This is a genomic window from Modestobacter italicus (assembly GCF_000306785.1).
GTDB lineage: Bacteria > Actinomycetota > Actinomycetes > Mycobacteriales > Geodermatophilaceae > Modestobacter > Modestobacter italicus.
Map to the genome: position 1 here is coordinate 3,580,564 of NC_017955.1, position 25,204 is coordinate 3,605,767.

Consider the following 25,204-nt stretch of genomic DNA (forward strand, 5'->3'; position numbering starts at 1 on the left):
CCTCCTCGCGGCGTCCGGGGCTGCGGTGACGGGTGGTGCCCGGCACCCGCTCCGACCCCCTGCCACCGGTGACCTCGGTCACCCGGGAGGGAGGGAAGGGCAGCCTTGGTCCGCAGACCGGGCGCGGGGCTGGGATGATCGGGGGTGCACATCGAGGCGCAGGACGCGCGCAGGACCAGCGAGGGTGAGGCGCAAGCAGTGGCAGCCAGCAAGGACAGCTTCGGAGCCCGCACGACGCTCGACGTCGACGGGACCGAGTACGACATCTTCCGGCTCGACGCGGTGGAGGGCAGCGAGAAGCTGCCCTTCAGCCTGAAGGTCCTGCTGGAGAACCTCCTCCGCACCGAGGACGGCGCCAACATCACCGCGGACCACATCCGCGCGCTGGCGAACTGGGACCCGTCCGCGGAGCCGGACCAGGAGATCCAGTTCACCCCGGCCCGCGTGGTGATGCAGGACTTCACCGGCGTCCCGTGCATCGTCGACCTCGCCACCATGCGCGAGGCGATGGCCGACCTCGGCGGCGACCCGCAGAAGATCAACCCGCTCGCCCCGGCCGAGCTGGTCATCGACCACTCCGTCATCGCCGACGTCTTCGGCACCCCGGAGTCCTTCGAGCGCAACGTCGAGATCGAGTACGAGCGCAACGGCGAGCGCTACCAGTTCCTCCGCTGGGGCCAGGGCGCCTTCGACGACTTCAAGGTCGTCCCCCCGGGCACCGGCATCGTCCACCAGGTCAACATCGAGCACCTGGCCCGCGTGGTGTTCCCGCGCGCCGAGGGTGACCGCACGCTGGCCTACCCCGACACCTGCGTGGGCACCGACAGCCACACCACCATGGTCAACGGCCTGGGCGTGCTGGGCTGGGGCGTCGGCGGCATCGAGGCCGAGGCCGCCATGCTCGGCCAGCCGGTGTCGATGCTCATCCCCCGGGTCGTCGGCTTCAAGCTCACCGGCCAGCTGCCCGACGGCGCCACCGCCACCGACCTGGTGCTCACCATCACCGAGATGCTGCGCCAGCACGGCGTGGTCGGGAAGTTCGTCGAGTTCTACGGCGCCGGCGTCTCCGCCGTCCCGCTGGCCAACCGGGCCACGATCGGCAACATGAGCCCGGAGTTCGGCTCCACCGCGGCGATGTTCCCCATCGACGAGGAGACCATCACCTACCTGCAGCTCACCGGCCGCAGCGCGGAGCAGGTCGCCCTGGTCGAGACCTACGCCAAGGAGCAGGGCCTCTGGCACGACGCCTCCCGCGAGCCGGCGTTCTCCGAGTACCTCGAGCTCGACCTCGGCACCGTCGTCCCGTCGATCGCCGGCCCGAAGCGCCCGCAGGACCGGGTCGCCATCACCGAGGCCAAGGAGGCCTTCCGCGAGGCACTGCCGACCTACGCCCCGATCGACGAGATGCAGAAGGACGACGACGACGCACCGCGCGACGCCGGCTCGAGCGTCGACGAGTCGGTCGAGGAGACCTTCCCGGCCTCCGACCCGGCCAGCCCCTTCGCGCACGGCAACGGTGACGCCGGCAAGCCGCACACCGCGGTGAACGGCTCGGACTCCGGCCGCGCCTCCAAGCCCACCCGCGTGGTGATGGAGGACGGCACCGAGACCTCCGTCGACCACGGCCACGTCGTGATCGCCGCGATCACCTCCTGCACCAACACCTCCAACCCGCAGGTGATGATCGGTGCCGCGCTGCTGGCCAAGAACGCCGTCGAGCGCGGGCTGACCACCAAGCCGTGGGTGAAGACGACGCTGGCCCCCGGGTCCAAGGTCGTCATGGACTACTACGAGAAGGCCCAGCTCACCCCGTACCTGGAGAAGCTCGGCTTCTACCTGGTCGGCTACGGCTGCACCACCTGCATCGGCAACTCCGGGCCGCTGCCCGAGCCGGTCAGCAAGGCGGTCAACGAGGCCGACCTCGCCGTCGTCTCGGTGCTCTCGGGCAACCGGAACTTCGAGGGCCGGATCAACCCCGACGTCAAGATGAACTACCTGGCCTCGCCGCCGCTGGTCATCGCCTACGCGCTGGCCGGGTCGATGGACGTCGACCTGAACAACGACCCGCTGGGTCAGGACACCGACGGCAACGACGTCTTCCTGCGCGACATCTGGCCCTCCCCGCAGGAGGTCCAGCGGACCATCGACCAGGCGGTCTCGGCCGAGCAGTTCGGCCGCAGCTACGAGGACGTCTTCGCCGGCACCGAGCAGTGGCAGAACCTGCCCACCCCGACCGGCGACACCTTCGAGTGGGACGCGCAGAGCACCTACGTGCGCAAGCCCCCGTACTTCGAGGGCATGCCGGCCGAGCCGACGCCGGTGCAGGACATCACCGGGGCCCGCACCCTCGCCGTCCTGGGCGACTCGGTCACCACCGACCACATCTCCCCGGCCGGCTCGATCAAGGCCGACTCCCCCGCCGGCCGGTACCTGCAGGAGCACGGCATCGAGCGCCGCGACTTCAACTCCTACGGCTCGCGCCGCGGGAACCACGAGGTCATGATCCGCGGCACCTTCGCCAACATCCGGCTGCGCAACCAGCTGGTGCCCGGCACCGAGGGTGGCGTCACCAAGAACCACCTGACCGGTGAGACGACGTCGATCTACGACGCCTCGCGCGCCTACATCGACGCCGGCATCCCGCTGGTCGTGCTCGCCGGCAAGGAGTACGGCTCCGGGTCCTCCCGCGACTGGGCGGCCAAGGGGACGGCGCTGCTCGGGGTCAAGGCGGTCATCGCCGAGAGCTACGAGCGCATCCACCGGTCGAACCTGATCGGCATGGGCGTGCTGCCGCTGCAGTACCCCGAGGGCCAGGACCGGGAGTCGCTCGGCCTGACCGGTGACGAGGAGTTCGAGATCACCGGGGTGACCGCGCTGAACGACGGCACGATCCCGCGCACGGTGCACGTGAAGGCCGGGGACGTCGAGTTCGACGCCCGCGTCCGGATCGACACCCCCGGTGAGGCGAACTACTACCGCAACGGCGGGATCATGCAGTACGTGCTGCGCTCCCTCCGCGGCACCGTCTCGGCCTGAGCACCACCCGAGAACTGAACAGCTGATGGACCTGGGCCTGGGTGGCCGCGGATTCCTGCTCACCGGCGCGAGCCGGGGGCTGGGGTTCGCGACCGCCCGGGCCCTCGTCGACGACGGGGCCCGGGTGCTGCTCAGCGCCCGGTCCGCCGACGCCGTCGACGCGGCCGCCGCCTCGCTGGGCGGCGCGCCGGCGGCGACCGGGCTCGCCGCGGACCTCTCCGACGCCCGGGCGGCCGAGGAGCTGGTCGGGGCCGCCGTCGACCGGCTCGGCCGGGTCGACGGCGCGCTGCTGTCGGTGGGCGGCCCGACCCCGGGCGGTGTCCTGGACGTCCCCGAGGAGGCCTGGCGGGCCGGGGTGGACAGCGTGCTGCTCGGCCCGCTGCGGGTGCTCAGGGCGCTGGTCCCGCACCTGTCCGACGGGGCGGCGATCGGCCTGGTCCTGTCCACCTCGGTGCGCCAGCCGATCGGGTCGCTGGCCATCTCCAACGGGCTGCGGCCGGGGCTGGCGATGACCGCCAAGGCGCTCGCCGACGAGCTGGGCCCCCGCGGTATCCGGGTGTTCGGGCTGCTGCCCGGCACCATCGCCACCGACCGGGTGACCGAGGTCGAGGCGGCCTCCGGCGACCCGGCGGCGATGCGCGCCCGTACCGAGGCGGGCATCCCGCTGCGCCGGGTCGGCCGGCCGGAGGAGTTCGGCCGGGTGGCGGCGTTCGCGCTCTCCCCTGCCGCCTCCTACCTGACCGGCACGATGCTCACCGTCGACGGCGGCATGACCCGAGCGCTGTGATGAAGGACCCCCTCGCCCCCCACCACTCGCAAGCTCGCGGCGGGCCCCTGCGAGGGGGCCACGTGCTCGTCGCCTGCGCGCACGGCACCCGCAACCCCACCGGCCGGCGGCTGATCGGCGAGCTCGCGCTGGCCGCCCGGGCGCTGCGGCCCGGGCTGCGGACCACCGCCGCGTTCGTCGACGTGCAGCCACCCACCGTCGTCGACGTCGTGGCCGGCCTGGCCGCGGACGGCACGCCCGCCGTCGTCGTCCCGCTGCTGCTGTCCGGCGGGTACCACGTGCACGTCGACATCGCCGGGGCGGTCGCCGACCACCCCACCGCGGTCGCCGCCCGCCCGCTGGGGCCGGACGCGCGGCTGGCCGCCGTCCTCACCGACCGGCTGGTGACCGCCGGGGCCGACCGCTCCGACCCGGGCACGGCGGTCGTCCTCGCCGCCGCGGGGTCCAGCGACCCGCGCGCGGTGGCCGACGTCGAGGGCACCGCGGCCCTGCTGCAGCGCGACTGGGCGGGTCCGGTGACCACCGGCTACGGCTCGGCCGCCCGGCCGACGGTCCCCGATGCGGTCACCGCCGCCCGCGGGGCAGGCGCCGGGCGGGTCGTGGTCGCCGCCTACCTGCTGGCGCCCGGGCACTTCCACGACAAGCTGCAGGGCGCCGGCGCCGACGTGGTGACCGACCCCCTGCTCCCGGACGAGCGGATCGCCGCCGTCCTGCTCGACCGCTACGACGCGGCCCTCCGGAGACCGGTGGACGCCACGTCGTAACCTGACGGGGTCGGTCAGCGGGCCGACTCCGGGTGAGCGAGGAGCAGCAGGTGCGCACATGCGCCGCGGGTCGCGAGGTGGCCGTCCCGGCCTGCTCCACCGCGGGCCGGACCCGCGTCCGGCTCCCCTGACCTCCCGAGCTGTCCCACGTCCCGCCCCCGGCGGCGACGTGCAGCGGGGTTGTGGGCGGACGCGGCTGCAGCCCGTCCCTCCCGCCGGCTCCGGCGGCGCCCTCGCGCGCCCGGCTGGCGGTCCCCGCTGACCTGAGAGCTGGACCCCTGATGAACCCCCTGACCGAGAAGCAGATCCGCGCGTCCTTCGTGAACGCCACCCGCCGCGAGGCCACCCAGGCGACCCTGCCCGACCTGGCCGAGCCGGCCTGGGACCGGCTGGACTACCTGGGCTGGCAGGACCGCAGGGCCCCGTTGTCGGCCTACGTCGTCCTCGAGCTCGACGGCGCCCCGACCGGCGTCCTGCTGCGGGCCAGCGCGGCCCCCGCCAGCGGGAGGCGGCGCAAGGCCCTGTGCGCCTGGTGCCGCGACCTCGCCTCCGTCGGCGCCATGCTCTACGTGGCCCGGCGCGGGGGCGCGTCCGGCCGGGCGGGCAACACGATCGGCACCCTCGTCTGCGAGGACTTCTCCTGCTCGCGGAACACCCGGCGGCCACCGACGAGCGCGGAGTCGGGCACCGGCATCGAGGCCATCGCCGACCAGGTCGTCGCCGAGCGGATCGCCGGGCTGCGCGAGCGGTCCACCCAGTTCGTCCGCGACGTGCTGGCCACCTCCTGACGCCCCACGGGGGCCGTGTCGGCCGACACGGCCCCCCACGGGAGACTCAGAGGCCGGGCGGGCGCTCCGGGGCGAGCCGCAGGGTGGTGGCTGCGGCCTCGTCCGTGACCATCGACCCCGCGCCCCGGGAGCCGTACTTGCGGCGGTAGGCGTCGTCCAGGCCCGCGCGCAGGTCCGCAGCGGCCGACCCCACGTCCTCCACCGTGACGTCAGCGGTCAGCCCGGGCACGCGGACCCGTGCGCGACCCGAGACGAGTGCCGCGCCGAACCACCCGGACTCCCGCCGGTACCACGTGCGCACGAAGACCTGGTCGTTGAGCCGGACCACCCAGATCGGCGTCTCACGGCGCAGGCTCGTGTCGGGGCGCCGGACGGCGATCGACAGCTCGCCGGCGGCGTCGACCACTGCCAGCTCCTCGGGAGCCCATCCGCTCATGGGAGCGATCGTGGTCCCCGGCCGGCGGGCGACCAAGACCGATGCGGCACCGGACCGATACCCCGGCGGTACCGATCGCCGGGGCCTAGGGGCCCGTCGCGACCGGGCGCGTCGGGTCGTTCGACCACTGCGACCAGGAGCCCGGCCACAGCGCCGCCTCGACGCCGGCCTCGGCCAGCGCGGCCACCTCGTGCGCGGCGGTGACGCCGGAGCCGCAGTAGACCCCGACCGTCGTCCCGGGCTGCACCCCCAGCGCGGTGAAGCGCTCGGTCAGTACAGCCGCTGTACGGAAGTGGCCGCTCTCGTCGAGGTTGCCCGTGGTCGGGGCGCTCACCGCACCGGGCACGTGCCCCGCCCGCGGGTCCACCGGCTCGACCTCGCCGCGGTACCGCTCTGCCGCCCGGGCGTCGAGCAGCACGCCGCCGCCCGCCGGCAGGGCGGCGGCCTCGTCGGCGGTCAGCACCGGCATGCCCCCGCCGGGGAGCGTGACGTCCCCCGGCTCGGGCACGACCTCACCGGTGTCCAGCCGCCCACCCGCAGCGGTCCACGCGGCCAGCCCGCCGTCCAGGATGGTGACGTCGGCGAGGCCGCCCCATCGGAGCAGCCACCAGCCCCGGGCGGCGGCGAGCCCGCCGGTCGCGTCGTGCACCACGACCCGGGAGCCGTTCCGCACGCCCCAGCGCCGCGCCGCTGACTGCAGTGCCGGTAACGACGGCAGCGGGTGGCGCCCCTCGGCGGCCGACGGCGGGCCGGCCAGCTCGGTCTCCAGGTCGACGAAGACCGCCCCGGGCAGGTGCCCGGCCAGGTGCTGTTCGCGCCCGTCGGTGCGGCCCAGCTGCCACCGGACGTCGAGCAGGACGACGCCCTCGGAGTCGGCCAGCAGCTCCTCGGCGGTCGTCAGGACCCTCAACGGGCGGCCTCGAGCTCCGCGGTCAGCGCCGCGAGGGCGTCGGCGCGGCCGCCGTAGCGGGCCGGAGTGCTCTGCAGGACGGCGATCCGCCAGCGCCCGCCGTCCTCGACCGCGGTGATCGCGTGCACGGTGTGCAACGACGGGTCCAGGGCGTCGGCACCGGGCGGGACCATGCCGGCGACCGCGTGCAGCACGGCCACGTTCTCGGTGAGCCGGCGCACCGATCGCACGACCCCGACGAAGGTGGGGATCGACCGCTCCGCGAAGATCCGGCGCATGTCGGCGGCGATGGTCAGCCGGCCGCTGCGCAGCGTGCCGTCGAGGTCGATCATCTCGCCGTCGTCGGCGAAGACGGAGGACACGGAGACCCCGCTGCGCTGGTTCCAGCCGGCGAGGTAGCGCGCGTACAGCGCCCTGATCTGGGTGTCCTGCGGATGGCCTGCGCTCAACGACTGCTCCTGCGGGTGGTGCGGGTGGGACGGCTGGGTCTGGGGGCAACGCTAGTGCGCGGGCCCGGACGACGGCCGCCCCCGCGCCGTAGCCGGGCGGACTGGTCCGTTCATCGACGTCGGCGGCAGCGGAGCGTGACGACGACTGACCCCGCGGTCACCAGAGCACGGCCCCGACCACACCGAAGGCGCGCCTCCGGTGGTGCGGCGTTCATGCGAGAGGGCGGGCGCCGGACGACCGTGGTGCGCCCGGTCCGCCCCGCCGTCAGCCCGTGCTGGTCAGAAGGCCGCCTGGCTCTCGGCGACGTAACCCCCGGAGCGCTGGGTGATGTGCCAGACCCGGACGTCCTTGCCGCCGACGGTGGTCTTCTCGTGGAACCGGACCAGGTCGCCGTGGGTCACCCCGTGGCCGCTGATCACCAGCGGCTCCCCGCCGATGTCGATCGTGAACTCGGCGTCGCCGAGGAACGCGTCCAGCGACGCGTCCTCGCCGGCCGCGGGAGCCGTGACGAGGTAGGGCTTGCCGGAGGCGATGGAGTTCCTGTGCTGGGTGGTCATGTGTGCCCCTGTCCTCGGGAAGATCGGCGCCATCGGGTCGCCGGTCCTCAAGGTGCCATGCCTGCCTGGGCGTCCGCTGTCCCGCGCGCCGGTACGGGCCAGTCGTAACAGATTGTTCGCGCGGCAGCACCCGGACGGCGGGAGCTCACACCCCGGCGATCGAGGCGGCCGCGGCGTCGGTGGGGGCGAACTGGGTGCGGTAGAGCTCGGCGTAGTGGCCGCCGAGGGCGAGCAGCTGCTCGTGGGTGCCGCGCTCGACGATCCGGCCGGCGTCCACCACCAGGATCTGGTCGGCGTTGCGGATGGTGGACAGCCGGTGCGCGATCACCAGCGACGTCCGGCCGGCCAGCGCGGTGTCCAGCGCGTGCTGCACCGCGACCTCGGACTCGCTGTCCAGGTGGGCGGTGGCCTCGTCCAGGATCACCACGCCCGGTGCCTTGAGCAGCACCCGGGCGATCGCCAGCCGCTGCTTCTCCCCACCCGACATCCGGTACCCGCGGTCGCCGACCACGGTGTCCAGCCCGTCGGGCAGCGAGTGGACCAGGGCGGCGATCCGCGCGCCGGTCAGCGCGGCCCACAGCTCCTCCTCGGTCGCCTCGGGCCGGGCGTACCGCAGGTTGGCGCCGATCGTGTCGTGGAACAGGTGCGAGTCCTGGCTCACCACGCCGATCGCGTCCCGCAGCGACGCGGTGGTGGCCTGCCGGACGTCGACGCCGCCGACCCGGACGGCGCCACCGGTGACGTCGTACAGCCGGGAGACCAGGGCCGCGATCGTGGACTTGCCGGCGCCCGAGGTGCCGACGAGGGCGACCAGCTGGCCGGGTTCGGCGCGGAAGGACACCTCGTGCAGCACGTCGGTGCCCGCGTGCTGCTCCGGGACGGCGACGTCCTCCAGGGACGCGAGCGACACCTCGGCCGGCGAGGGGTAGCGGAAGGAGACCGCGTCGAACTCGATCGACCGGTCGTCGGCCGGCACCGGGACGGCGTCAGGGGCCTCGGCGATCATCGGCGTCAGGTCCAGCACCTCGAACACCCGGTCGAAGCTGACCAGCGCGCTCATCACGTCGACCCGCACGTTGGCCAGCGCGGTCAGCGGGCCGTAGAGCCGGGACAGCAGCAGCGCCAGCGCGACGACGTCCCCGGCCGACAGCGAGCCGGTGAACGACAGCCAGCCGCCCAGGCCGTAGACCAGCGCGGTGGCGAGCGCGGCGACCAGCGTCAGCGAGGTGAAGAAGACCCGGCCGTACATCGCCGACAGCACGCCGATGTCGCGGACCCGGGCGGCGCGGCCGCGGAAGGAGTCGGCCTCCGCCTCAGGCCGGCCGAAGAGCTTGACCAGCAGCGCCCCGGCCACGTTGAACCGCTCGGTCATCGTGGCGTTCATCGACGCGTTGAGCCCGTAGGACTCCCGGGTGATCTCCTGCAGCCGCTTGCCGATCCGCTGCGCCGGGAGGACGAACAGCGGCACCATCACGATCGACAGCAGGGTGATCTGCCAGGACAGGCTGAACATGACGCCGGCGGTCAGCACCAGGGCGATCACGTTGGACACCACGCCGGACAGCGTCGAGGTGAACGCCCGCTGCGCCCCGACGACGTCGTTGTTGAGCCGGCTCACCAGCGCACCTGTCTGCGTGCGGGTGAAGAAGGCGACCGGCATCCGCTGCACGTGCTCGAACACCCGGGTGCGCAGGTCGAAGATGACGCCCTCGCCGATCCGCGCGGAGTACCAGCGCTGCACCAGCGAGCTGGCGGCGTCCAGCACCGCCAGGCCGGCGATGACCAGCGCGATCTTCACGACGTCCCCCGCCGTCCCGGAGAGCCGGGCGATCCGGTTGACGATGTCACCGGCCAGCAGCGGGGTGATCACCCCGATCAGCGAGGAGAACACCACCAGCGACAGGAAGCCGATCAGCTCACGGCGGTAGGGCTGCGCGATGCCGAGGATGCGGCGGACCGTGCCCTTGGGGATCTGCCGGGAGGTCACCGACGAGTCGCGGCTGAACGACCGCATCGCGGCCATCGAGGTCATCGGTGAGCTCATGGCACGTCCTCTTGCTGCTGTAACCGGGTAATCAGTCACCGGAACAGCAGCCGGGGCCGCCCTGTTCCGCGACCCTCAGTCTCCCCCGGCGAGCACGGCCAGCCGCCGGGCCTGCGCCGCCCGCTCGGCGGCGTCCTGCTGCGCCGGGTCGTTGCGCACCGCGGACCGGACGAGGGCCAGGGTCTCCCGGCTGGCGCCGGTGTCGGGTCGCAGCAGGGCGGTGGTCAGCCCGGCCACGGCGGACTCCAGCTGGTCCGCCGGGACGACGGCGTTGGCCAGGCCCATCGCCAGCGCCTCGGTCGCGCCGACGGGCCGGCCGGTCAGGCAGATCTCCACCGCCCGGCTGTAGCCGACCAGCTCGACCAGGGTGCTGGTGCCGGTCAGGTCGGGCACCAGCCCGAGCGAGGCCTCGGGCAGCCGCAGCTGGGCGTCCTCGGCGAGGACCCGCAGGTCGCAGGCGAGCGCGAGCTGGGCCCCGGCGCCGATGGCGTGCCCCTGCACCGCTGCGATCGACACCACGCCCGGCGATCGCAGCCAGCGGAACCCGGCCTGGTACCCGCGGATGCGCTCCTGGGTCAGCTCCGCGGGCAGCGCACCGAGCTCACCGAGCCCGCCGGCGACCCCGGGCTCGGCGCTGAACAGCGTGCGGTCCAGCCCGGCGGAGAACGACCGGCCGGCGCCGCGGACGACGACCACCCGGACGTCGTCGTCCAGACCCTCACCGACCGCGCGCAGCGCCGCCCAGGTGTCCGGCGTCTGCGCGTTGAGCTGGTCGGCGCGGTCGAGGGTGACGGTGAGGACGGCGCCCTCGCGCGCCGTCCTCACCCACCCGTTCGCCTCAGCCGAGGTCACGCACTCTTCTTGGCGTTCCGGTTCGCCCCACCCCGGCCCCGCAGGCTCGCGCCCGACTCCGAGAGCAGCCGGTGGACGAAGCCGTAGGAGCGGTTGGTCGAGGTGGCCAGGGAGCGGATGCTCTCCCCGCCGTCGTACCGCTCGCGCAGTTCGTCCGCGAGCGAGGTTCGGTCGTCCCCGGTGATCCGCTTGCCCTTGCTCAGGTCTGCAGTGCTCGAGTCGGCCATGACTCCCCTCCGTGTGTCAGGGGTCGCACCGACGTCCGCCGGCGCTTGCCCGCTGATCCCCCGGCGCCGCTGTCCCGGTGACATCGGCGTCCCACGAGCCATGATCACCCGCTTGCCCGATCACGGCCACCGGAGATGGGAAGTGCACTACCGAACACGGGATGGCCGACCGCCCCGCCTGCCGGGCCCCGCTGCAGCGGGTCCCTCGTCAGGCCAGCGAGACCAGGTCGGCGAAGTCGGCGCTCCAGGTGTCCTCCGTGCCGTCGGGCAGGATGATCACCTTGTCCGGGTTCAGCGCGTGGACCGCGCCCTCGTCGTGGGTGACCAGCACGATCGCGCCCTGGTAGGTGCGCAGCGCCTCGAGCACCTGCTCGCGGCTGGCCGGGTCCAGGTTGTTGGTCGGCTCGTCGAGCAGCAGCACGTTCGCGCCGGAGACCACCAGCGTGGCCATCGCCAGCCGGGTGCGCTCACCACCGGAGAGGGTGCCGGTGCGCTGGTCGACCGCGTCGCCGGAGAAGAGGAACGCGCCGAGGATCTTCCGAAGCTCGGTGTCGGTGCTGTCCGGGGCCGCGGAGCGCATGTTCTCCAGCAGCGACCGGTCCATGTCGATCGTCTCGTGCTCCTGCGCGTAGTACCCGATCCGCAGGCCGTGCCCGGGCTTCACCTCGCCGGTGTCCGGGGTCTCGGTGCCGGCGAGCATGCGCAGCAGGGTGGTCTTGCCCGCGCCGTTGAACCCGAGGACGACGACCCGGGTGCCCTTGTCGATGGCCAGGTCGACGCCGGTGAAGATCTCCAGCGAGCCGTAGCTCTTGCTCAGGTGCTCGGCGGTGAGCGGCGTCCGCCCGCACGGGGCCGGCGTCGGGAAGCGCAGCTTGGCGACCTTGTCCTGGACCCGCACCTGCTCGAGGCCCGCAGCCAGCCGCTGGGCGCGCTTGTCCATGCTCTGCGCGGCCTTGGCCTTGGTGGCCTTGGCCCGCATCTTGTCCGCCTGGGCCGACAGCGCGTCGATCTTCTTCTCGGCGTTGGCCCGCTCCGCCCGGCGGCGGCGCTCGTCGGTCTCCCGGGCGTCCAGGTAGCGCTTCCAGCCGAGGTTGTAGACGTCGACGGTGGCCCGGTTGGCGTCCAGGTGCCAGACCTTGTTGACCACGGCGGCGAGCAGGTCGACGTCGTGGCTGATCACGATGAGGCCGGCGCGGTGGCTGGCCAGGAACCCCTTGAGCCAGACGATGGAGTCGGCGTCGAGGTGGTTGGTCGGCTCGTCGAGCAGCAGCGTGTCGGCGTCGGAGAACAGGATCCGCGCGAGCTCGACCCGGCGGCGCTGGCCACCGGAGAGGGTGCGCAGCGGCTGGCCGAGCACCCGGTCGGGCAGCCCCAGGTTCGTGCAGATGCGGGCGGCATCGCTCTCCGCGGCGTAGCCCCCGAGCGCGGCGAACTGGTCCTCGAGCCGCCCGTACAGCCGGACGGCGCGCTCCATCTCCGCGTCGTCGGCGGGCTCGGCCATCGCGATCTGCGCCTTGGTCAGCCTCGCCCGGAGCACGTCGAGCCCGCGGCCGGAGAGCACCCGGTCGCTGGCGGTGATGTCCAGGTCGCCGCTGCGCGGGTCCTGCGGCAGGTAGCCGATCTCGCCGGTGACGTCGACCTTGCCGGCGTGCGGCACGCGCTCACCGGCCAGCGTGGTGAGGGTGGTGGTCTTGCCGGCGCCGTTGCGCCCGACCAGGCCGATCCGGTCCCCGGGTTGCACGCGTAGGTCGGCGTCGCTGATGAGGATGCGGGCGCCGGCGCGCAGCTCCAGACCGGTCGTCGTTATCACTGATCCCAGGGTAGGCCCTCGGATGCCTCCGTCCGACCCCTTTACCGGGTGACGTGCACGTCACCCGCCTGTGGAACACGGCCTGGTTCGGCCCGCGACAGGCCAGGATGCGCTCATGTACCCGCGCGGACCTGCGTGTCCTGTCTGTGGGGCCGAGGTCACCGGCCCGCCCGCTGCCCCCTGCGCGGTGTGCGGTCTGCCCGCCGCGGGGCAGGCCGGCTGGGTGCTCGGCCGGATCGGCGCGACGCTCGACCAGCTCACCCGCGAGCGCGACGAGCTGCTGACCACGCTGCGCGCCGCCGCGCCCGGGGCGCGGCCGGCGCCGTCCCCCGCCGCCGTCCGGCCGCCCGAGCCGTGGGCCGCACCGTCCCCGGCGCCCGCTCCTCCCCCACCGCTCCGCCCTCCGGTCTCGGCCGAGCCGCCGCGCCCGCGGCGGCGGCTGAGCCCGCAGCAGGTGCTGCTCGGCCTGGGCGCCGTGCTGCTGGTCGCCGGGGCGCTGGCCTTCGTCGCGCTGGGCTGGACCCGGTTCGGGCTCGTCTTCCAGGCGACCGTGATGCTCACCGGGACGGCGGCGGCCTGCGCGGTGTCGGGCTGGGCCGCCCGCCGCGGGCTGCGCGCGACCGAGGAGGCGCTGGCGGCCGCGGGCACCGCCCTGCTCGCCGTCGACCTGGGTGCCGCGCACGCCCGGGGGCTGCTCGGGCTGGACCAGGTCGCCCTGCGGCCCTGGACGGCGGTGTCCTGCCTGGTGGTGGCCGTCGTCGCCCTGGCCCTGGGCCGGCTGACCCGCAGCACCGTCACCTGGCCGCTGGCCGCCCTGCTGGCGGTCCAGCCGGTGCCCGCGCTGCTGCTCGGGCCCGACGCGCTGGCCGGGCCCGCCGGGGTGGCCGCCGCCCTGGCCCTCGCCGCCGCGGACCTCGCCCTGGTGCTCGCCCTGCGGCCGGCCCTCGTGCCGGTCGCCCGGCTGCTCGCCGTCCTGTGCGGGGGCCTCGGGGTGGCGGGCGGCCTGCTGATCGGCGCGGCCGGCGACGCCCGCGACGCTCGGGACGCCTGGACGGCGACCGCGCTGCTCGCGGCCGCCGCGGTCGCCGCGGTGCTGGTGCTGCGGGTGCCCCGGGTGGCCGGCCGCGCACTGCCCGCCGGGCCCGTGGCGGCCGCGGCCGGCGGCGTGGTCGGGGTCTCGCTCGGCCTGTCCCTGGGGCTGAGCGGCCCGGCGGGGCCAGTGCTGGCCGTCGGGCTGGCGCTGCTGCTGGCCACCGCGGCCGCGCTGCTGGCCGGGCGTCGGCCGCTGTCCGGCCCCCTCCCCCGGGCGGCGCTGCCCGAGGTCCGCACCGCGCTGCTGGCCGCCGCGGCCGCGCTCGCCGTCGTCGGGGGCGAGCAGCTGGTCGACGCCGAGCGGTTCACCGCGCTGGCGCTGCTCGTCCTCACGGCCGCGGTGCCGGCGACCCTGGCCGCCGTCCGGGTGCCGGCCGTGCGCGACGCCGGCACCTTCGCCGCGCTGGCGGCCCCCGCGGCCGCGGCGCTGCTGGCCCGGGAGGGCGGGGCGCTGACCAGCCCGGCGAGCGGGCTGCTGGTGGCGCTGGTCGGTGCCGGGGCCTTCGCGGTGGCTACCTGGCGGGCCGGTGCGCCGGAGGAGCGGGTCGCCGCCGCGGCCGGGACGCTGGCCGGCGTGACCGCCGGCGTGACCACCGCCTCGGTCGCGGCGTGGGGGCAGGTGGCCGTGCAGCTGGCCGTGGTCGGCGTCGCCGCCGGCTGCTACGCCCTGGTCGCCCGACGGCCCCCGGTCGCCGCGCTCGCCCTCGCCGACCTGGTGCTGGCCTCCTGGATCGCCGTGGGTGGCGCAGGGGTCGAGACCCCGGAGGCCTACACCCTGCCGGCGGCGGTCGCGCTGCTGGTGGGCGTCCTCCCCCGGCTGCGGACCGGGGGCCCGTCCTGGGCGGCCGAGGGGGCCGCGGTCGGTGTGGCGCTGGTGCCCTCGACGCTGGCGGTCGCCGCCGACCCCAGCGCGCTGCGGCTGGTGCTGGTGGTGGCCGGCGCGGTCGCGATGGTGGCGCTCGGCACCCTGGCGCACCGGCAGGCGCCGTTCGTGCTGGGCGCGTGCGCGCTGGCGTTCGTGGCCGCCACCCGGTTGGGGGCCTACGCGCCGCTGCTGCCGCCGTGGGTGACCCTGGCCGCCGCCGGGCTGGTGCTGCTGGTGCTCGGCGCGACGTACGAGCGCCGGTTGGCCCAGGCCCGGGAGGCGGTGGCCTGGGTGGCGCAGATGAGCTGAGCGGGCCGGACCGGTCGCCCGTAGCGTGGGACGGCGACGTCGCTGGGGAGGTGATCGGGGTGCCGCAGGAGCCCGAGGTGCTCTACCCGCCCCCGCTCGGCCGCCCCGTGCCCCCACCGTCCGCGCCGCCGGCGGACGAGGGGCTCCGCCGGGTGACGCCCCAGCAGGTGCTGCTGGCCGCCGGCGCGGTCGCCGTCGTGGTCGCGGGTGCGGCGTCGCTGAGCCTGGCCGGCCGGCTGGTGTCCACCGTGCTCGCGCTGGCCGCCGCCGCGGCGTCGGTGCGCGGTGCCCGGCGCGGTCTGCGCGCCTCGGAGGAGACGCTGGCGATCGCGGCGGTGGCGTTGTCGGTGCTCGGCGACCGGGCCACCTCGACGGGCCGGGGCGTGCTGGTGCTCGGCCTGCTCGCCGGGCTCTACTGCCTGCTGGGCCGGGTCGCGCGGAGCACCGTCACCTGGCCGGTCGCGGCGTGGCTCGCCGCCCAGTTCGCGGTGCTGACCGCGCTCACCGGCGGGGAGCCGGCGGCGCTGACCGAGGTCGCCGCGGTGCTCGGCACGGCGGTCGCCGGCCTGCTGGTCGCGCTGCGCGCCCGGCGGCCGGTCTCGGAGATCGCGCTGGTCACCGCGGCACCGTGGTGGGTCACCGGGATCGTCACCGGTGCCCACCTGGTGTGGACGACGACCGCCGGGTCCGCCCTCGTCGCCGGGCTGCTGCTCGTCGCCGCAGCCGGCGCCCTGCTCGCGCTGCGCCGGCGGCCGTCACTCCGGCCGCTGCTCGGCCCGCGCCCGGCGGTGCCTGTGCTCGCGGGGATGGTCACCGGCGCCGCGGTCGCCGGGGTGCTGCAGGCGGTCGGCCCGGCGGGTGTGCCCGCGGCGGGGTACGTCGGGTTGGCCACCGCAGCGCTGGTCGGGCAGTTCGCCTCACCGCGCCCGCACTCGCTGGTGCGCCCGGCCGGTCTCGCTCTCGCCGGCACGGTCACCGGGGCCTCCGTCGTCCGGCTGCTGGTCGACGGCCATCTGACGGCGCTGGCGCTGCTGCTGCTCACCGCGGCGGCACCGGCGGTGCTGGTCGCCGCCCGGCAGCCCGTCGACCGGCCCGGGGCGCTGCCGGTCTCGGTCGGCTGCCTGGCCGGGTCCGCGCTGCTGGCCGAGGCCGACGGGTCGCTGGCGCCCGGCTGGACCGGACCGCTGCTGATGGCGCTGGCGGTGGTCGCGCTGGCCGCGGCCACCCTGGAGCGCCACCAGCGGGCGGAGGTGCCGCTGGCGGCCTCCGCCGTGGTGGTGGGCGTGGTCGCCGCGGTCCACGTCGCGCGCACCGGCGACGCGACGGCCGCCTCGGTCGCGCTGGCCGTGCTGGGTGCCGCGCTGGTCGGCTACGCCGACCGCACCGGACGGGTCCCGGCCCGGGCCGGCGGCTGCGCGGCGCTCGTCGTCGCGGCCTGGCTCACCGTCGGGGACGCCGGGGTGCGCGTCCCGGAGGCCTACACGCTGCCCCTGGCGGCGGTGCTGCTGCTGTTCGCCGGCCGCCGGCTGAGGACCGGCGACTCCTGGTCGGCGTGGGGTCCGGCGCTCGCCGCGGCGTTCGGCCCCTCGGTGGTGCTGAGCCTGGTGCAGCCGCACCTGCTGCGGGTGCTGCTCGTCGTCGTCGCCGCCACGCTCACCACGCTCGCGGCCACCCGCGGTGGGGTCCGGGCACCGTTCCTGGTCGGCGCGGCCAGCCTCGTCGTCGTCGCCCTCGGACGGCTGGCCGCGGTGCTGCCGGCGGCCGGGTCGGTCGCGGTGGCCGTCGCCGGCGTGCTGCTGCTCGGCGTCGGGGCGGGCTACGAGAGCCGGCGCCGCCAGGCCCGCGAGGCGGTCGCCTCCCTCGCCGACATGCGCTGACGCAGGACCACCGAGAGCGCGTTCTTGGTGGTCCTGCGGGTCAGGAGTCGAAGAGGACCTCGGCGCCGACCGGGCGGTAGCCGGCGGCCAGGAAGGAGCGCAGCGAGGCCACGTTGGCGGGTGCGACCTGCGCCCACAGCGGGGCTCCGCCGGGCACCAGCGCGGGCGCGGCGAGGGCGAGCGCCGTCCCCAGGCCGCGGCCCTGGGCGGCCGGGTCGACCTCCAGGCTGACCTCCCAGCGGCCGCACACGCCCCGGCCGAGGGTGACCAGCGCGACGCCGTCCGGCGTCCTCCAGACCCGGACGTCGGTGCGGTGCCGGAGGGCCCGCTGCACCCGGGGGTGCTGCCGGACGTCGGCCTCGACCAGCTCCAGGCCGCGCTCGACCGGGGCGGTCGGCGCGACCAGGACGGCGTCGAGGACCCCGGGCTCCGCGCCGACCCGGTCGGCGAGCGCCGCCAGGAACCGGGCGCCCAGCGGCGCGGCGACCGGGTCGTGCGCGACCTGCGCGGCCACCCACGCCGGGTCGACGTCGGCCGCGACCACGTGCCAGGCGCTGCCACCGACGACGAGAGCCGGCGCCCGCCGCCCGTCGAGGAGCGAGGGCGCCGGCACGGTCGTGACGGTCGCATCGGCCGGAGGGGTCTCCCCCGCGGCCAGCCGCTCGAGCACGTCGAGCAGTTGGTGGCCCCTCCGCAGGGGCCCGCCCCGAGCCTGCGAGGGGTGGGGGGCGGAGGGGTCCTTCGTCAGACCCGGAACCCGAGGGCGCGCAGCTGCTCGCGGCCGTCGTCGGTGATCTTGTCGGGGCCCCACGGCGGCATCCAGACCCAGTTGATCCGGATGTCGTCGACGAGGCCGGGGCCGGGGCCGCCGGTGAGCGCCTGGCGGGCCTGGTCCTCGATGACGTCGGTCAGCGGGCAGGCGGCCGAGGTCAGCGTCATGTCGATGATCGCGACGTTGGCCTCGGTGTCGATGTCCAGGCCGTAGACCAGGCCCAGGTCGACGACGTTGACGCCGAGCTCGGGGTCGACGACGTCGCGCATGGCCTCCTCGACGTCCTCGAGCAGCGCGGACTTGCCGCCGTAGATGCCGGCGTCCGGGGTGGTGGGCTCGGTCATGTCAGCTCTTTTCTTCCGAGGTCGACAGAGCACGGGCGCTCGCGTCCTTGAGCGCCATCCAGCTCATCAGGGCGCACTTGACCCGGGCCGGGTACTTCGAGACGCCGGCGAACGCGACGGCGTCCTCCAGGTCGTCCTCGAGCTCCTCGGCCACCGCGGTGTCGCCCTTGCTCTGCATCAGCCGCATGAACTGCTCGCCGGTGCCGAGCGCCGTGGTCACGTCCTTGCCGATGACCAGGTCGTACATCGCCGACACCGACGCCTGGCTGATCGAGCAGCCCATGCCCTCGTAGGAGACGTCGGCGATCGTGTCGCCCTCCAGGTGCACCCGCAGGGTCACCTCGTCACCGCACGTCGGGTTCACGTGGTGCACCTCGGCCTCGTACGGGTCGCGGAGTCCGCGCCCGTGGGGGTTCCGGTAGTGGTCCAGGATGATGTCCTGGTACATCGACTGCAGCTGCATCAGCTCGCCCCGCCCTCGGTCACGGCAGGTACAACGCCGAAGAAGCGCTGGGCTTCCCGGACCCCGTCGACGAGTGCGTCGATGTCGTCGTAGCCGGTGTGCACGTAGAACGTGGCGCGGGTGGTGGCCGGCACGCCGTAGCGGCGGACGACCGGCCAGGCGCAGTGGTGCCCGACCCGGACGGCGATGCCCAGGTCGTCCAGCACCTGGCCGACGTCGTGCGGGTGGATGCCCTCGACGGTGAAGCTGATCGCCCCGCCGCGGGCCACCGTGTCCGGCGGGCCGATGACCGTGACGCCGGGGATGGCCTGGAGCTGCTCCAGCGCGTAGCCGGTCAGCGCCTCCTCGTGCGCCAGCACCTTGTCCATGCCGAGCGCCTGCAGGTACTCCACGGCGGCGCCGAGCCCGATCACCTGGGCGGTCATCGGGACGCCGGCCTCGAAGCGCTGCGGCGGTGCGGCGAAGGTGCTGCCCTCCATCCGGACGACCTCGATCATCGAGCCGCCGGTGAGGAAGGGCGGCAGCGCGTCGAGGACCTCGTACCGGCCCCACAGCACGCCGACCCCGGTGGGGCCGAGCATCTTGTGCCCGGAGAAGACCAGGAAGTCCGCCCCCAGGGCCGCGACGTCGACCGGCTGGTGCGGCACCGACTGGGCGCCGTCGACCAGCACCAGGGCGCCGACCTCGTGGGCGCGGGCGACGATGTCGCCCAGCGGGTTGATCGTGCCCAGGATGTTCGACTGCTGGGTGACCGCGACGAGCTTGGTGCGCTCGTTGACCACCGTGGCGAGGTCGGACAGGTCCAGCCGGCCGTCGTCGGTCAGCCCGAGCCAGCGCAGCGTCGCCCCGGTCCGCTCGCACAGCTGCTGCCACGGGATGAGGTTGGCGTGGTGCTCCATCTCGGTCACCACGATCTCGTCGCCCTGGCCGACGGCGTACCGGCGGAACTCCGGCTCCTTGGCCGTCGCGGCGTTGGACAGCGCGTAGGCGACCAGGTTGATCGCCTCGGTGCTGTTCCGGGTGAAGACGACCTCGTCGACCCCGCCACCGATGAACCCGGCGATGGTGGCCCGGGCCGCCTCGTAGGCGCCGGTCGCCTCCTCGGCGAGCTGGTGGGCGCCGCGGTGCGGGGCGGCGTTGATGTTCTCGTAGAACCACCGCTCGGCGTCCAGCACGCTGCGCGGCTTCTGCGAGGTCGCCCCCGAGTCGAGGTAGACCAGCCGCTTCCCGTCGCGGACGGTGCGGGTCAGGATCGGGAAGTCCGCCCGGATCGCCTCGACGTCCAGCGGGAGCGGCACCTGGTGCGCCCCGGCGGGACGCGAGACGGTCTGGGTCATCCCTGCGACGCCTCCAGCTTGGCCTGCTCGTTCGAGTCCTTGACGTAGGCCGCGTAGCCCTCGTTCTCCAGCTTCTCGGCGAGCTCGGGGCCACCCTCCTCGACGACCCGGCCGGCCACGAAGACGTGCACGAAGTCGGGCTTGATGTAGCGCAGGATCCGCGTGTAGTGCGTGATCAGCAGGACGCCGACCGGGCTGTCGGCCTTGGCCCGGTTCACGCCCTCGGAGACGATCCGCAGCGCGTCGACGTCCAGGCCGGAGTCGGTCTCGTCGAGGATCGCGACCTTGGGCTTGAGCAGCCGCATCTGCAGGATCTCGTGCCGCTTCTTCTCACCGCCGGAGAAGCCCTCGTTGACGTTGCGCTCGGCGAAGGCGGAGTCCATCTCCAGCGCCTCCATCTCGGTGCGCACGTCCTTGACCCAGGTGCGCAGCTTCGGCGCCTCGCCGGTGACGGCGGTGGCCGCGGTGCGCAGGAAGTTCGACACCGAGACGCCGGGGACCTCGACCGGGTACTGCATGGCCAGGAACAGGCCGGCCCGGGCGCGCTCGTCGACGGTCATCGCGAGGACGTCCTCGCCGTCGAGGGTCACGGTGCCGCCGGTGATCGTGTACTTGGGGTGCCCGGCGATCGAGTAGGCCAGGGTCGACTTGCCCGACCCGTTGGGGCCCATGATCGCGTGGGTCTCGCCGCCGCGGACGGTCAGGTCGACGCCGCGGAGGATCTCCTTGACGTCGTCACCCTCGCCGACGGTGACGTGCAGGTCGCGGATCTCGAGCACGGAACCGGTGCCGGTGGCGGCGGCGGTCGGTGCGGTGGTGGGGCTGGTCACGGGGTCCTTGCTCCTCAGTGGGTGGCCGCGGCGAGGGGGGCGTCGACGTCGGCATCCAGATCGATGTAGACGTCGTCGCCCTCCACCCGGACCGGGTAGACGGGGACCGGCTCGGTGGCCGGGAGGTTGGTGGGCTGACCGGTGCGCAGGTCGAAGCAGGAGCCGTGCAGCGCGCACTCGATGGTGGGCGCGCCGTCGAACTCCTCGACCTCGCCGTCGGTCAGGGGGATGTCGGCGTGCGAGCAGCGGTCCTCGAGGGCGTAGAGCTCGCCGTCGAAGTCCACGACCGCGACGTCGACGTCCGGCAGCTCGATCCGCAGCGACCCGTCCTCGGGCACGTCGGACCGGGCGCACACCCGCTCGAAGGCCATCGGTCAGGCCACCTCGACCGGCTGCTCCTCGAGGTCCGGCAGCGCACCGAGGCGGGCCTCGATGGTCGTCATGAGCCGGTCCTGGAGGGCGGGGATGCCGATGTGCTGGACGACGTCGGCGAAGAAGCCGCGCACGACCAGGCGACGCGCGGTCTCGGCGTCGATGCCGCGGGAGCAGAGGTAGAACAGCTGCTCGTCGTCGAACCGGCCGGTGGCGCTGGCGTGGCCGGCGCCGACGATCTCGCCGGTCTCGATCTCCAGGTTGGGCACCGAGTCGGCGCGGGCGCCGTCGGTGAGCACCAGGTTGCGGTTGAGCTCGTAGGTGTCGGTGCCGGTGGCCGCGGGCCGGATCCGGACGTCGCCGATCCAGACGGTGCGCGCGTTCTCGCCCTGCAGCGCACCCTTGTAGACGACGTTGCTGCGGCAGTTCGGCGTGCCGTGGTCGACCCAGAGCCGGTGCTCCTGGTGCTGGGTCTCGTCGGCGAAGTACAGCCCGAAGAGGTCCACCGAGCCGCCGGGGCCGGCGTACTGGACGTTGCTCACCAGCCGGACGAGGTCGCCGCCGAGGGTGACCACGACCTGCTTGAGGGAGGCGTCCCGGCCGACGACGGCGTCGTACTGACCGCCGTGCACGGTGCCGGGGGCCCACTCCTGCACCGAGACGACGGTGAGCTGCGCGCCGTCGCCGAGCAGGAAGGCCACGCCACCGGAGTAGCGGGCCAGGCCGGCGTGGTCGAGCACGACGGTGGCCTGCGCGAACTGGCCGACCTCGACGACCAGCTGGCCCCAGACGACGTCCTCGCTGCCGGTGCCGGACAGCCGCAGGCTGACCGGGCGGTCGAGGACGGCCTCCTTGGCGATCCGCAGCACGTCGGCGCCGTCGCTGTTCACCCGGGTGAGGGCGGCCAGCCGGTCGACCGGCTCGGGCAGCCCGTCCAGCAGCGGGTCGCCGGCCGGCACCGAGGTCAGCTCGACGCCCTCGGGCAGGTCGGTCTCCCACTGCAGCCGAGTCGTGGACGGCGCGCCGTCCAGCAGCGCGCGGACGCGGCGGAGCGGGGTGAACCGCCACTCCTCCTCCCGGCCGGTGGGCCGGGGGAAGGCGTCCGGGTCGTTGGACGTGAAGCGCTCGGCCGGCGAGCCGGTCGGCGCCGGACCACCGTGCGAGTGCGCCCCGGGGGGCGTGTCGCCGGCGGACCCGGTGCCCGGAGCGGGGGTGGTCGGGGGGCCGGCCTGCGCGCCCACGCCCGGAGCGAACAGCTCCGAGGCGAGGGCGGCCGACTCGGCGGGGCCGGCGACGGTGGCCGGGGAGTTCTGGTCGGACATCAGCCGACGGCACCTTCCATCTGCAGTTCGATCAGGCGGTTCAGCTCGAGGGCGTACTCCATCGGGAGCTCCCGGGCGATCGGCTCGACGAAGCCGCGCACGACCATCGCCATCGCCTCGTCCTCGGACAGCCCGCGGCTCATCAGGTAGAAGAGCTGGTCGTCGCTGACCCGGGAGACGGTCGCCTCGTGGCCCATGGACACGTCGTCCTCACGGACGTCGACGTAGGGGTAGGTGTCCGAGCGGCTGATCGTGTCGACCAGCAGCGCGTCGCACTTCACCGTCGACCGGGAGCCGTAGGCGCCCTCGTCGATCTGCACCAGGCCGCGGTAGGAGGTGCGGCCACCGCCCCGGGCGACCGACTTCGACACGATCGTCGAGGAGGTGTGCGGCGCGGCGTGCACCATCTTGGCGCCGGCGTCCTGGTGCTGGCCCTCGCCGGCGAAGGCGATGGACATGACCTCGCCCTTGGCGTGCTCACCGGTCATCCAGACGGCGGGGTACTTCATCGTCACCTTGGAGCCGATGTTGCCGTCGACCCACTCCATGGTCGCGCCCTCGTGGGCCACGGCCCGCTTGGTGACCAGGTTGTAGACGTTGTTCGACCAGTTCTGGATGGTCGTGTACCGGCAGCGCGCGTTCTTCTTGACGATGATCTCCACGACCGCGGAGTGCAGCGAGTCGGTCTTGTAGATCGGCGCGGTGCAGCCCTCGACGTAGTGCACGTAGGCACCCTCGTCGATGATCATGAGGGTCCGCTCGAACTGGCCCATGTTCTCGGTGTTGATCCGGAAGTAGGCCTGCAGCGGGATCTCGACGTGGACGCCCTTGGGCACGTAGATGAACGAGCCGCCGGACCACACCGCGGTGTTCAGCGCGGCGAACTTGTTGTCCCCGGCCGGGATGACCGAGCCGAAGTACTCCCGGAAGAGCTCCGGCTGCTCGCGCAGGGCCGTGTCGGTGTCCAGGAACAGGACGCCCTGCTCCTCGAGGTCCTCGCGGATCTTGTGGTAGACGACCTCGGACTCGTACTGGGCCGCGACGCCGGAGACCAGCCGCTGCTTCTCGGCCTCCGGGATGCCCAGCTTGTCGTAGGTGTTCTTGATGTCGTCGGGCAGGTCGTCCCACGAGGCGGCCTGCGCCTCGGTCGACCGCACGAAGTACTTGATGTTCTGGAAGTCGATCCCGGACAGGTCCGAGCCCCAGTCGGGCATCGGCTTCTTGCCGAAGATCTTGAGCGCCTTGAGGCGCCGCTCGAGCATCCACTCGGGCTCGTTCTTGCGCCGGGAGATGTCGCGGACGACGTCCTCGTTGATGCCGCGGGTCGCCGAGGCACCGGCGACGTCGGCGTCCGCCCAGCCGTACTTGTAGCGGCCGAGGGAGTCGATCGCCTCGTCCTGCGTGAGCGGGGTGCTCACCGGCTGCTGGGTGCTGGTCATGCGGGGGTCCTCTCCCGGTCGATCGAGGGGGTCTTCGTGCTGGCGCCGGCGTCGTGCGCCGCGGCGCTACCAGCAGGTACAGGGCGTGCAGGAGCTGCTTTGTTCCGAGCCGTCGGGGTGATCTGGGCCGGGATGTGGGTGGTGCAGATCCCGTCGCCGTGGGCGATCGTGGCCAGCCGCTGCACGTGGGTGCCGACGAGCTTGCTGATCACCGCCGTCTCAGCCTCGCACAGCTGCGGGAACTCGGCCGCGACGTGGGCCACCGGGCAGTGGTGCTGGCACAGCTGGCCACCGCTGGAGATCGCCGAGGCGGTCGCCGCGTAGCCCTCCGTGGTCAGCGCGGCCGCGAGCACCTGCGCCCGGTCGACGGTGACCCCGGCGGCCTCCTCGGCGGACGCGACCGCCGTGGAGCAGCGCTCGGCCAGCCCGGCGAGCTGCTTCTCCGCGACCGCCCGGACGGCGTCGGGGCCGCCGTGCTCGGCCACGAAGCGCAACGCGGTGAGCGCGAGGTCGTCGTAGGCGTGCGGGAAGGAGGAGCGGCCGGCGTCGGTGAGGGCGAACCGGCGGGCCGGCCGGCCCCGGCCCCGCTGACCGCCGGGGGCCACCCGCTCGTCCACCCGGCCGGCGGCGAGCAGGCCGTCGAGGTGCCGGCGGACGGCGGCCGGGGAGATGCCGAGCCGGGCGGCCAGCTCGGCGGCGCTCTGCGGACCGTGCTCGAGCAGCAGCCCGCTCACCCGGTCACGGGTGCGCCCGTCCTCGGCCGGCACGGCCGGCGAGGGGACGGCGGCGCGCACCGCAGCGGTTTCCACAACACGATTGTGTGCTTAATCGGGGAGCCCGCAAGCAAGGCGTGCCTTACCTGCCGCTCCGGAGCGGGGGTCGCCGCTCACCCGGACAGGAGGAGGACACCGCCGCGGCGGGCGCGCAGTGTCGTCCCGACACCCACCGTCGCCCCGGCCGGCCGGACCGGGGCAGCACGAGGAGGACCGCGATGGTCGAGCCCCCGCCCCGCGACACCCCTGACCGCACGCCCGGCCGGCCACCGGCATCGGGTGTCGGCACCGCGACGCGGACCGGCCGGCAGGCGACCGGCTCCGGCTACTCGACCTGGACCGAGGAGGGGTTCTCCGGGTGGGCCTGGTTCGCCGGCGGCCTCATGGTCCTGGTGGGCCTGTTCCAGGTCATGGCCGGGATCACCGCACTGGCGAGCGCGGACTACTACACGATCCCCACCCGCGACCTCGTGGTCGACGCCAGCTACAGCACCTGGGGCTGGGTGCACCTGGTCCTGGGCCTGGTCATGGTGGTCACGGGCGGGGGGCTGGCGCTCGGCAACGCGGCCGCCCGGGTGGTCGGCGTCGCGCTGGCGGGGCTCAGCGCCCTCGTGAACCTGCTCTTCCTCACCGCGTCCCCGTTCGCGGGGGCGCTGATCATCGCCCTGGACGTGTTCGTGATCTACGCCATCACGGTCCACGGCAACGAGTCCCGGCAGTCGCGCTGACGCCGGCGCCCTCACCGCTG

Annotated in this window: 24 protein-coding genes; 7 read left to right on the forward strand and 17 right to left on the reverse strand. The window is 74.4% G+C overall.

Annotation, left to right across the window (positions count from 1 at the left end):
* Positions 1 to 198: 198 nt before the first annotated feature.
* The 4 genes from MODMU_RS17140 to MODMU_RS17155 all read left to right on the forward strand — a co-directional run bounded on the left by MODMU_RS17140 (position 199) and on the right by MODMU_RS17155 (position 5,375).
* A complete protein-coding gene (locus MODMU_RS17140) occupies positions 199 to 3,036 on the forward strand; it encodes an aconitate hydratase (RefSeq protein ID WP_041795374.1) in 2,838 nt (945 codons plus the stop codon).
* A gap of 25 nt (positions 3,037 to 3,061) precedes the next feature.
* Positions 3,062 to 3,823 (forward strand): SDR family oxidoreductase, encoded by a 762-nt coding sequence (locus tag MODMU_RS17145; protein ID WP_014741586.1) that lies wholly within the window; start codon positions 3,062 to 3,064, stop codon positions 3,821 to 3,823.
* 62 nt (positions 3,824 to 3,885) lie between these two features.
* Complete coding sequence (locus MODMU_RS17150) at positions 3,886 to 4,587, forward strand: sirohydrochlorin chelatase (RefSeq protein WP_014741587.1); 702 nt, start codon at positions 3,886 to 3,888, stop codon at positions 4,585 to 4,587.
* Between the two features lie 281 nt (positions 4,588 to 4,868).
* Positions 4,869 to 5,375, forward strand: coding sequence for an FBP domain-containing protein (locus tag MODMU_RS17155; protein ID WP_014741588.1), 507 nt, complete (start codon positions 4,869 to 4,871; stop codon positions 5,373 to 5,375).
* Positions 5,376 to 5,421: 46 nt separating this feature from the next.
* Here the strand turns inward: MODMU_RS17155 and MODMU_RS17160 are convergent, their stop codons facing one another.
* The 8 genes from MODMU_RS17160 to MODMU_RS17195 form a co-directional block, all read right to left on the reverse strand.
* Positions 5,422 to 5,811 carry a DUF2255 family protein gene (locus MODMU_RS17160; protein WP_041795377.1) on the reverse strand — a complete coding sequence of 130 codons (390 nt, stop codon included), beginning with the start codon at positions 5,809 to 5,811 and terminating at the stop codon, positions 5,422 to 5,424.
* An 85-nt stretch (positions 5,812 to 5,896) separates the two neighbouring features.
* Entirely contained in the window at positions 5,897 to 6,721 is an 825-nt protein-coding gene (locus tag MODMU_RS17165) for a sulfurtransferase (protein ID WP_014741590.1), read from the reverse strand.
* A complete protein-coding gene (locus tag MODMU_RS17170; protein ID WP_014741591.1) occupies positions 6,718 to 7,170 on the reverse strand; it encodes an SgcJ/EcaC family oxidoreductase in 453 nt (150 codons plus the stop codon). Before MODMU_RS17170 ends, MODMU_RS17165 begins: the two co-directional genes overlap by 4 nt.
* A gap of 279 nt (positions 7,171 to 7,449) precedes the next feature.
* Positions 7,450 to 7,728, reverse strand: coding sequence for a hypothetical protein (locus MODMU_RS17175; RefSeq protein WP_014741592.1), 279 nt, complete (start codon positions 7,726 to 7,728; stop codon positions 7,450 to 7,452).
* A gap of 145 nt (positions 7,729 to 7,873) precedes the next feature.
* On the reverse strand, positions 7,874 to 9,772 hold the full coding sequence (locus tag MODMU_RS17180) for an ABC transporter ATP-binding protein (protein ID WP_014741593.1): 1,899 nt from the start codon (positions 9,770 to 9,772) through the stop codon (positions 7,874 to 7,876).
* 75 nt (positions 9,773 to 9,847) lie between these two features.
* Positions 9,848 to 10,624 carry an enoyl-CoA hydratase/isomerase family protein gene (locus MODMU_RS17185; protein ID WP_014741594.1) on the reverse strand — a complete coding sequence of 259 codons (777 nt, stop codon included), beginning with the start codon at positions 10,622 to 10,624 and terminating at the stop codon, positions 9,848 to 9,850.
* The gene (locus MODMU_RS17190) at positions 10,621 to 10,851 is read right to left on the reverse strand and encodes a helix-turn-helix domain-containing protein (RefSeq protein WP_014741595.1); all 231 of its coding nucleotides are present in this window, start codon (positions 10,849 to 10,851) and stop codon (positions 10,621 to 10,623) included. Before MODMU_RS17190 ends, MODMU_RS17185 begins: the two co-directional genes overlap by 4 nt.
* A gap of 208 nt (positions 10,852 to 11,059) precedes the next feature.
* Positions 11,060 to 12,661, reverse strand: coding sequence for an ABC-F family ATP-binding cassette domain-containing protein (locus MODMU_RS17195; RefSeq protein WP_014741596.1), 1,602 nt, complete (start codon positions 12,659 to 12,661; stop codon positions 11,060 to 11,062).
* Between the two features lie 187 nt (positions 12,662 to 12,848).
* On the opposite strand from MODMU_RS17195, the gene MODMU_RS17200 reads away from it, so the two are divergent.
* Together MODMU_RS17200 and MODMU_RS28915 are read left to right on the forward strand one after the other, a co-directional pair.
* Complete coding sequence (locus tag MODMU_RS17200) at positions 12,849 to 14,927, forward strand: SCO7613 C-terminal domain-containing membrane protein (protein ID WP_231851659.1); 2,079 nt, start codon at positions 12,849 to 12,851, stop codon at positions 14,925 to 14,927.
* A 59-nt stretch (positions 14,928 to 14,986) separates the two neighbouring features.
* Positions 14,987 to 16,804, forward strand: coding sequence for an SCO7613 C-terminal domain-containing membrane protein (locus MODMU_RS28915; protein ID WP_014741598.1), 1,818 nt, complete (start codon positions 14,987 to 14,989; stop codon positions 16,802 to 16,804).
* Between the two features lie 40 nt (positions 16,805 to 16,844).
* Here the strand turns inward: MODMU_RS28915 and MODMU_RS17210 are convergent, their stop codons facing one another.
* From MODMU_RS17210 to MODMU_RS17250, 9 genes are all read right to left on the reverse strand, one after another.
* Positions 16,845 to 17,417 (reverse strand): hypothetical protein, encoded by a 573-nt coding sequence (locus MODMU_RS17210; RefSeq protein ID WP_197537341.1) that lies wholly within the window; start codon positions 17,415 to 17,417, stop codon positions 16,845 to 16,847.
* Between the two features lie 131 nt (positions 17,418 to 17,548).
* Positions 17,549 to 17,920, reverse strand: a complete 372-nt coding sequence (locus MODMU_RS17215) for a metal-sulfur cluster assembly factor (RefSeq protein WP_014741600.1) — start codon at positions 17,918 to 17,920, stop codon at positions 17,549 to 17,551.
* A gap of 1 nt (position 17,921) precedes the next feature.
* Positions 17,922 to 18,383, reverse strand: a complete 462-nt coding sequence (gene sufU / locus MODMU_RS17220; protein ID WP_014741601.1) for a Fe-S cluster assembly sulfur transfer protein SufU — start codon at positions 18,381 to 18,383, stop codon at positions 17,922 to 17,924.
* Complete coding sequence (locus tag MODMU_RS17225) at positions 18,383 to 19,720, reverse strand: cysteine desulfurase (protein WP_014741602.1); 1,338 nt, start codon at positions 19,718 to 19,720, stop codon at positions 18,383 to 18,385. Before MODMU_RS17225 ends, sufU begins: the two co-directional genes overlap by 1 nt.
* Complete coding sequence (gene sufC, locus MODMU_RS17230) at positions 19,717 to 20,550, reverse strand: Fe-S cluster assembly ATPase SufC (protein WP_014741603.1); 834 nt, start codon at positions 20,548 to 20,550, stop codon at positions 19,717 to 19,719. Before sufC ends, MODMU_RS17225 begins: the two co-directional genes overlap by 4 nt.
* Positions 20,551 to 20,564: 14 nt before the next feature.
* The gene (locus tag MODMU_RS17235; RefSeq protein ID WP_014741604.1) at positions 20,565 to 20,921 is read right to left on the reverse strand and encodes a non-heme iron oxygenase ferredoxin subunit; all 357 of its coding nucleotides are present in this window, start codon (positions 20,919 to 20,921) and stop codon (positions 20,565 to 20,567) included.
* A 3-nt stretch (positions 20,922 to 20,924) separates the two neighbouring features.
* On the reverse strand, positions 20,925 to 22,244 hold the full coding sequence (gene sufD, locus MODMU_RS17240; protein WP_014741605.1) for a Fe-S cluster assembly protein SufD: 1,320 nt from the start codon (positions 22,242 to 22,244) through the stop codon (positions 20,925 to 20,927).
* Positions 22,244 to 23,683, reverse strand: coding sequence for a Fe-S cluster assembly protein SufB (gene sufB / locus MODMU_RS17245; protein WP_014741606.1), 1,440 nt, complete (start codon positions 23,681 to 23,683; stop codon positions 22,244 to 22,246). The genes sufD and sufB overlap by 1 nt, the downstream gene beginning before the upstream one ends.
* Complete coding sequence (locus MODMU_RS17250) at positions 23,680 to 24,492, reverse strand: helix-turn-helix transcriptional regulator (protein WP_197537342.1); 813 nt, start codon at positions 24,490 to 24,492, stop codon at positions 23,680 to 23,682. Before MODMU_RS17250 ends, sufB begins: the two co-directional genes overlap by 4 nt.
* Positions 24,493 to 24,674: 182 nt before the next feature.
* Between MODMU_RS17250 and MODMU_RS17255 the strand changes: the two genes are divergently transcribed.
* On the forward strand, positions 24,675 to 25,184 hold the full coding sequence (locus MODMU_RS17255) for a DUF7144 family membrane protein (RefSeq protein WP_014741608.1): 510 nt from the start codon (positions 24,675 to 24,677) through the stop codon (positions 25,182 to 25,184).
* The last annotated feature ends 20 nt before the right edge of the window (positions 25,185 to 25,204 follow it).